Origin of the sequence: Microcystis sp. M090S1, from assembly GCF_020246295.1 — a bacterium.
Classification (GTDB): Bacteria; Cyanobacteriota; Cyanobacteriia; order Cyanobacteriales; family Microcystaceae; genus Microcystis; species Microcystis aeruginosa.
Map to the genome: position 1 here is coordinate 26,422 of NZ_JADBTF010000321.1, position 7,483 is coordinate 33,904.

General features: G+C 43.8%; 7 protein-coding genes. 3 read left to right on the top strand and 4 right to left on the bottom strand.

The window, feature by feature from the left end; genetic code table 11:
- Positions 1 to 47: 47 nt before the first annotated feature.
- Together IM477_RS14155 and IM477_RS14160 are read left to right on the top strand one after the other, a co-directional pair.
- Positions 48 to 1,448 (top strand): TldD/PmbA family protein, encoded by a 1,401-nt coding sequence (locus tag IM477_RS14155; RefSeq protein ID WP_287732209.1) that lies wholly within the window; start codon positions 48 to 50, stop codon positions 1,446 to 1,448.
- A gap of 490 nt (positions 1,449 to 1,938) precedes the next feature.
- The gene (locus tag IM477_RS14160; protein ID WP_287732210.1) at positions 1,939 to 3,774 is read left to right on the top strand and encodes a protein kinase domain-containing protein; all 1,836 of its coding nucleotides are present in this window, start codon (positions 1,939 to 1,941) and stop codon (positions 3,772 to 3,774) included.
- A gap of 245 nt (positions 3,775 to 4,019) precedes the next feature.
- On the opposite strand, the gene tatA is transcribed toward IM477_RS14160, so the two are convergent.
- From tatA to IM477_RS14180, 4 genes are all read right to left on the bottom strand, one after another.
- Positions 4,020 to 4,196: a twin-arginine translocase TatA/TatE family subunit gene (gene tatA, locus IM477_RS14165; protein ID WP_002733416.1), complete on the bottom strand. Its 177-nt coding sequence runs from the start codon at positions 4,194 to 4,196 to the stop codon at positions 4,020 to 4,022.
- 105 nt (positions 4,197 to 4,301) lie between these two features.
- Positions 4,302 to 5,732 carry a dihydrolipoyl dehydrogenase gene (gene lpdA, locus IM477_RS14170; protein WP_287732211.1) on the bottom strand — a complete coding sequence of 477 codons (1,431 nt, stop codon included), beginning with the start codon at positions 5,730 to 5,732 and terminating at the stop codon, positions 4,302 to 4,304.
- A gap of 434 nt (positions 5,733 to 6,166) precedes the next feature.
- A complete protein-coding gene (locus tag IM477_RS14175) occupies positions 6,167 to 6,832 on the bottom strand; it encodes a DUF3782 domain-containing protein (protein ID WP_287732212.1) in 666 nt (221 codons plus the stop codon).
- Between the two features lie 311 nt (positions 6,833 to 7,143).
- Entirely contained in the window at positions 7,144 to 7,302 is a 159-nt protein-coding gene (locus IM477_RS14180) for an orange carotenoid protein N-terminal domain-containing protein (RefSeq protein WP_287732213.1), read from the bottom strand.
- Between the two features lie 91 nt (positions 7,303 to 7,393).
- On the opposite strand from IM477_RS14180, the gene IM477_RS14185 reads away from it, so the two are divergent.
- A partial coding sequence (locus IM477_RS14185) for a helix-turn-helix domain-containing protein (RefSeq protein ID WP_190718206.1) occupies positions 7,394 to 7,483 on the top strand: 90 nt, incomplete at its 3' end.

Consider the following 7,483-nt stretch of genomic DNA (forward strand, 5'->3'; position numbering starts at 1 on the left):
CCACTACCCCACTACCCCATCACCCGACACCCCACTTCCTAATTCCCATGACCGATACTCTAAACGATTATAAAAACCTAATTAGTGAACTGATTAACCGTTATAAAAACCGCATCGATTTCCTGACAATTCGTCTGGAAGAAGCGCGGGGGACAAATATTCTACTGCGTTCCGAACGAGTGGAAACCCTCAGCGAAGGTATTGCTATCGGTGGTCAGGTACGCGCTTGTTATAAAGGAGGTTGGGGATTTGCCAGCTTTAATCAATTATCCAGTTTACAGGAACGATTAGAAGATGCGATCGCTGCTGCCCGTTTAATTGGGGAAGAAGAAACCCTGATTGCTCCAGTAGAACCTGTAATTATCTCCTGTGAATTGCCTTTAACAGGAACAGATCCCCGTTTAGTACCATTAGCCGATAAAAAAGCCCTCTGCGATCGCTATAATAATTTATTGCGTCAACACAATCCCAGTATTGCCACCACTTCCGTCCGTTACAGCGATAGCAGTCAACATATTCTTTTAGGCACTTCTGACGGGACTTTAATCGAACAAAAATGGTCGGACTTAGAAATGCGTTTTTCGGCCACCGCTAGGGATGGGGACAGCGTACAAACGGGCCGGGAAACCACGGGATCCCGAAAAGCTTTCGAGGATCTGGTCAATTTAGAAGAACAGGTGCAAGGGTCGGCTAAACGGGCCGTACAAGCCCTAGTTTTGCCCCCTGTCAAGGGCGATACCTACACCGTCGTCATCGATCCCATTTTAACCGGTCTGTTCGTCCATGAGGCTTTTGGCCACCTTTCCGAGGCAGATATGTTATACGAAAATCCCGACCTTTTGGAAGTGATGAGTATGGGCAAACGTTTTGGACCAGATAACCTGCAAATCTTTGACGGGGCCTATCCGGAAGGTCATCGGGGCAGTTATTTTTATGACGATGAGGGAACCCCCGCAACCACGACTCAGTTAATTAAAGATGGGGTTTTGGTGGGAAGATTGCATTCACGGGAAACGGCGGGCAAATTAGGCGAAAAACCGACAGGTAACGCCCGTTGTCTCAATTATCATTATCCGCCCATTGTCCGCATGACCAACACTTGGATTGAACGGGGAACCACTCCCGTTAAAGAGTTATTTTCGGGGATAAAAACGGGAGTTTATGCCCAAAATTGGCAGGGAGGCATGACTAACGGCGAAATGTTCACTTTTAGCGCCGGGGAAGCTTGGATGATTCGCGATGGAGAAATTGCTGAACCCGTTAAAGATGTGACTCTCTCCGGTAATGTCTTTAAAACCCTAGGCAATATTGAGGCAATTGCTGATGATTTCTACTGGGATGAGTCGGGAGGCTGCGGAAAAGGGGGTCAAAGTGGTTTACCCGTCGGCTGCGGTGGCCCCAGTCTCCGTATCCGCGATGTGGTCGTGGGGGGAGAAGCAGATATTTAGTGAACAGTCAACAGTAAACAGTAAACAGCTTCTGAGGGCAAGAGGCTCCAAGAAAGAATCTGGCAATTCTCCTACCTAAAAAGAAGGTTAGAAACTTAATAAGTAGGGAGGCACAATTATTTGTAGGATGGGTTAGCGGTAGCGTAACATAATCGGGCGTTGGGTTTCATGCTTCAACCCAACCTACGTTCATCTTATATTTAATTCCACCCACCTACTTAACCGTTCAGGGGGGGACGAAATCTGGTAATCTGAGAGACATCGATGAAAAGTACCTACGGTCGATACCAACAATTAAGGCTGACTCTGCTGCCCCAAGAGAGTCCTTCCACAGAGTCAAGACCACTGGCTACTTGACCCGCTCTGAACGGTTACTAAGTAGGTAGTTGGAATTAGATATAAGATGGATAGCCTTGAAAGGCTTGCTGTGACTCAATTCCCCAGAAAATTAATTGCACCTACCTACTTATATTGTTTTTCTCTGACAGCCATGACTACCCTGCCTGATTTTAGTGCCTACGGTTATCAAGTTACTGAGCAACTCAATCAGAATCTTCAAGGAGGTATAATTACCTATAAGGCTCTTGAAATCGCCAACGAAAAGCCAGTGGTGATTAAACAGTTTCGCTTTGCTACTAGGAGTGATTGGGATAGTTACAAGGCAATTGAAAGAGAAATTGAGGTTTTACAAGGGTTAAATCATCCTGGTATTCCCCGATATTTGGCGCAATTTGATCCAAGTAATGGTTTATGTTTAGTCCAGGAATATAAAGAGGCTCAACCTTTATCAAAACTTCGTGGTTTTAGTCCTGAAGAGATCAAAAGTATTGCCACACAAGTCTTAGAAATTTTGATTTATTTGCAAAAGAGAAAGCCAAGCATTTTCCACCGCGATATTAAACCAGAAAATGTTTTAGTTGATGAGATTTCTTCTGTGTCGTCTCTTGCAGATGGGGGAGAGATCAAAGCTTATTTAATTGATTTTGGCTTGGCGAGAATTGGCAATAGTACAATGGCTTTGAGCAGTCTGATAGGGGGTACACTTGGATTTATGCCTCCCGAACAAGTCCATAATCAAAAATTAACTAAAGCTTCTGATTTATATGGATTAGGAGCGACCTTAATCTGTTTAATCACTCAAACTAAATCGGCTGATATTGGTACTTTGGTTGATTTTTCTACTAACAAAATTACTTTCAAAGACAAAGTATCTAAGTTTAGTTTAGGGTTTATTCAATGGTTAGAAAAAATGGTTGAGCCTAATCCAGCTAACCGTTACCAAAATGCCCGGTTAGCTTTGGAAGCGTTAAAATCTCTAGATTTAATCCGCATTCCAGAGGTTAGTTTAGATAAATTAGAATTAGATTTTGTGGCCAATTCCGTTGGTCAAGAACTGAGCAAAACTATCACAGTTACTAATACTATTCCTGATACTATGCTACAAGGAGAATGGTCAGTTTCTCCTCATCCTAAAGATCCGCCGCATACTCCCGATAGTCACAGTTGGATTAGTTTTTCGCCACGAAAATTTGAGAGTAATCAGGTTAATTGTTTGCTTAGGGTTGATACCAGCAAGTTAAAAGCCAATAAAAATTATGAAAGGGAGATTGTTTTAAACAGTAATGCAAGACAGGAAAAGTATTATTTAAAAGTTAAGGTTAAAACTGCCCCCCTCCAACCCAATGTTTCTCTTCCGCCTTATGGGTTTATATTAGCTTTTGGTTTAGTTTTAGCGCTCATTTCAGGTATTGGGTTACAGGTTGGGCTGTTGGAAAATGTGATTGGCAGGTGGATTGCCGTGGGGATTTTCACGGCGATTGCCCTGGGGATTTACTCGTCAAAGAATAGGCATTGGTTCGATGATCCGCTTTTGAGGTTCCTGCTTTTTGTTGTGAGTGGAGGAGTGTTGGTGGCGATTGGCTGGATGATTGTAGTGGTGACAATAGGCGCGTTGTCGTGGTTGCTGGGGGGTGAGGACTTGGCGTACTTGATGGAGCGTGTGCCGGAGCATTTTGGGAGAACGCCCATTTTACTGGCGATTTCACTGGGGTTTGGCGTGGTGCTGGCGATTAGCTGGGCGATTGGAAGAGCAATTAGGGCAATTCCCTGGAATGGGGGGCGGGCTATCGCTTTGTCTGTTTTGACGGCAGCTACAGGTATTTTAACAGGAATTGGTGCAGTAATTGGCTTTAATTCTTATCTGCTTGCTGGTTTAACTGCTGCTGCTTTACCCCTAGCAGGAATGTTAATTTATCCACCGTTGAAACTGGTAAGATTAAAAGCCCAACACCGCCGCCAAGAATCCCAGAATTTGATTGAACCGTAGATTTTTCCCAACCTGCTTTTTCCCAATCCTCTGCGTCAATTGCTGGTATCAATCGCAGGTGCTTCTCATCCATGCCGAAAAATGGTATTAGATTACCAGATTTCGTTTCCCCTGAACGGTTACGAAACTTAAGTACATCACAACCTTTAGCTTAACAAATTAGGGGGTGCATCTCAATTTTTGGGCGCACGCAGTTCGATAAACTCATTGTAGGGGCGAATTGCCTTCGCCCTGACAGCCGCAGTCTATCTCATCTTCTCGTCACTGTCTTCAATTTCTTGCTCATCTTGATTGATTTCTTCTTTAAATCCCCGTAAAGTTTTTCCCAAAGCTGCCCCAAATTCGGGTATTTTTTTCGGCCCAAATATCAGGAGAACAACTACAGCAATAATGACTATTTCTGGCCAACCTAATCCAAACATAATCTTGAAAGTAAAAAGTAAAAAAAGAGAAAGGAGTCAGAATTCAGGAGTCGGAAACTTAACGGTGATAACTGATAACTGATAACTGATAACTGATAACTGACTCTACGCTGCCACTTCAGCGCGTTTATAAGCTTCGTCGAGGACTTCTGAGAGAGTCGGATGGGTGTGGATGCGGAAAGCGAGTTCATGGACAGATTTACGTTCAGCGATCGCATTGGCCGCTTCTTGAATTAAATCCGATGCGTGGATACCGATAATATGAACACCGAGTAATTCGCCCGTATCCTGACGATAAACGACTTTAGCGATGCCTTCCGTTTCTCCTTCCGCTAAAGCCTTGGAATTTCCCTTAAAATAGGTCTTGACAGAAGCGACCTTATACCCTTCTTCCTGTGCCAAAGCTTCTGCTTGCGGTTCCGTTAAACCCACATAACTAATTTCGGGGTGGGTAAAAGCGGCGGCGGGAATACTGCGATAATCGATGGTTTTTGGGCGATTACAGATATTTTCAATGGCTATTACCCCTTGACCCGAAGCAGCGTGAGCTAACATCATTTTACCTGTAGCATCGCCCACAGCCCAGAGATGGGGAATCGGTTCACCGTCCTGAATTACCTGCATTTTGTCATTAACGGCAATAAAACCGCGTTTATCCAGTTCTACCCCGACAAATTCCAGTCCGAGATTCTTGGTCGCCGGGATTCTTCCTGTAGCGACTAAACAAGCATCTACTTCTAAAATTTCGATCGCTTCTTTGCTTTTTGCGTCCACCAGTTCAATGGCCACAGGATTCCCCGGTTTAATACTTTTTGCCAAAACTCCCACATAAGTCTCGATGTCTCTAGGTTTAATCAGAACTCTTTCCGCGATTTTCGAGATTTCTGGGTCAAATCCCGGCATGAGACTATCTAAAGCTTCGATCATCGTCACTTCACAACCCAAAGCGGTGTATATATCCGAAAATTCCAGACCGATATAACCACTACCGATAATTGCGATCCACTTGGGTAAAGTTTCTAATCTAACGGCCTCATCGCTGGTAAAAACCGTTTTATGATCGATCTCGATCCCCGGTGGGACAAAGGGAACCGACCCCGGACAGAGCATAATATCCTTAGCGGTGTAGATTTTTTCGCCACTATCCCCGATGACGCTAACTTTTTGCGGGCCGGCGATTTTTCCCCAACCGTGGATAGTATCAACCTTGAGACGTTTAAGACTATTAGTGAGATCGCCTCTAATTTTACTGACAAGGTTGTTAGCATGATTAGCAATTGTCGGACGGTCAAAATTAACGCCACCGATGGCAATACCTAAACTTTTCAGATGGTCACTATCGGCTAATTCTCGCACTCGTCCCGAGGCTGCCAGTAAAGCTTTAGAAGGAATACAACCGCGATTGACACAGGTTCCTCCCATATCTTTGGCTTCGATAATAGCCGTTTTTAGCCCACATTTGACCGCGTGTAGGGCTGCTCCGTGGCCACCAACTCCAGCACCGATAATAATTAAATCGTAGTCGAATTCACTCATAGTCTCTCTGACTCTCAAAGTTAGCATTATCCCATTTTACGATCCACTGTGATCAAGCGGTGCTATCCCGGTCAAAAACTGGAGCCAGTTTTTAGCCATCAGGCTCTTGTGCATTGAAACTGGCTATTGGCAATTTTAGGACAAGACGCTACTAGACCTCTGGTAAAAATCAAAAATTGTTGTTGGGTTTAGGAGCCGGTCGTCAGTAGTCAGTAGTCAGGAGAATTAAGAATGAATAATAATGGTCTATTCACAGATTTTATGCAATTTAATCCTTATTTTTGCCGTTTTTGCATCCTCAAAAATTAATTAGGGTTTGCTGAATCAAAATATGAATACTAATCGTGCATTGTATCCATAAGTTAGTCTAGTGCTAGATTGGAAAAATTAGACCTGCTGCCAATACTTTGCCAGATGAAGGAACCATCTTTCTCCTACCATAATTTAGGCTCGAAACCAGAATCATTAATGATTTCTACCGTTTCTCCCGATGGTTTAATCACAAATAAACCTTGTTTATAGGCATAACGATCTACTCCTTCATCTATTTCTATTCCTGCCACTGCACCATAAGCTTGATAGTTTTTATAATGGGGAAATGCTTCTTTAAATCGACTTAATTTTTCTAAAAACTCGTTGACATCATCTTTCGATAAACGAGACTTACATTCTACTAAAACTACCTCGGTTTCATCGACGGCTAAAATATCAATCTCCATGGCTATTCCTTGCCGTTTTACCCTGGCACGACTGTAGGTTTCTTTGACATCGATACCTTTGCCACGAAATAGGCTAATAACAGCAGGTTCGACTAATTCCTCGACAAATCTTCCCCAGCGAGTGGTTAAACTATCCACAGCACGACTGGTATTGGCCACTGTTTTCTCTAGCTCGGCTAAACGGCGATCGGCTTCAGCAGCCCGGCGATCGGCTTCGGCCTTAGCTTCAGCGGCCCGGCGATCAGCTTCGGCATCCCGGCGATCGGCTTCGGCCTTAGCTTCAGCGGCCCGGCGATCGTATTCTTGGCGTGATTGTTCAAACTTTTCGTTAGTTTTCTCAAAAAGTTTATAGATATCTTCGATGGTAATCGGTTGAGACATGGTTATTTGTTTTAATCTTTCTTATTTCACTTCTTACTATAATTGTACTACCAAAGTACAAGTCATTTTGGGGACGGGTGTTAATTCAGCAAGTCAATGATTACAGCGTTTCTCCTCAAGATCAAGTATGACGAGATTGGATATCGACCAGCTACTGTTCCCCAGTTCCGGCGTTCCCTAAAACCAGAGACTTCCCACCTCACCATGAAGATAGCTGCTCTCGATCAAAAACAACCCCTAACCTCTCGGCTAGGAGTTATGGATCAAGGTAGTTGTTTGCTCAAAATTAAAGATAGAGTTGAGTTGAAAAACTAGGCAAGAGGATCTACACCCATGTCCACTACAGCATTGCGTAAAACGGTGATTTGTTGGCTAAAGTCCAGTCTTTGGAGAGCGGTGAGGACGATATTCACCTCGCGAGTCATTTTGTAGTTAGCGGGGACGGGAACCACAGTTCCTTCCTTGATCATCGAAAATTTTGGGTCTGAAACCCCGTCGTTCTACGACGGCTTTACTGTTAAATATTAGCACATTTACGAAATATATGCTAAAATGTGAGACATGGAAAAAGCCTATTCGTTTCGATTTTACCCCACACCCGAACAAGAGTCGCTATTGCGGCGCACTTTGGGCTGTGTAAGATTAGTTTAC

Excerpts from the sequence above, each read along its gene's own strand:
- IM477_RS14155 (WP_287732209.1), top strand. The coding sequence starts at position 48 with ATGACCGATACTCTAAACGATTATAAAAACCTAATTAGTGAACTGATT.
- IM477_RS14160 (WP_287732210.1), top strand. The coding sequence starts at position 1,939 with ATGACTACCCTGCCTGATTTTAGTGCCTACGGTTATCAAGTTACTGAG.
- tatA (WP_002733416.1), bottom strand. The coding sequence starts at position 4,196 with ATGTTTGGATTAGGTTGGCCAGAAATAGTCATTATTGCTGTAGTTGTT.
- lpdA (WP_287732211.1), bottom strand. The coding sequence starts at position 5,732 with ATGAGTGAATTCGACTACGATTTAATTATTATCGGTGCTGGAGTTGGT.
- IM477_RS14175 (WP_287732212.1), bottom strand. The coding sequence starts at position 6,832 with ATGTCTCAACCGATTACCATCGAAGATATCTATAAACTTTTTGAGAAA.
- IM477_RS14180 (WP_287732213.1), bottom strand. The coding sequence starts at position 7,302 with ATGATCAAGGAAGGAACTGTGGTTCCCGTCCCCGCTAACTACAAAATG.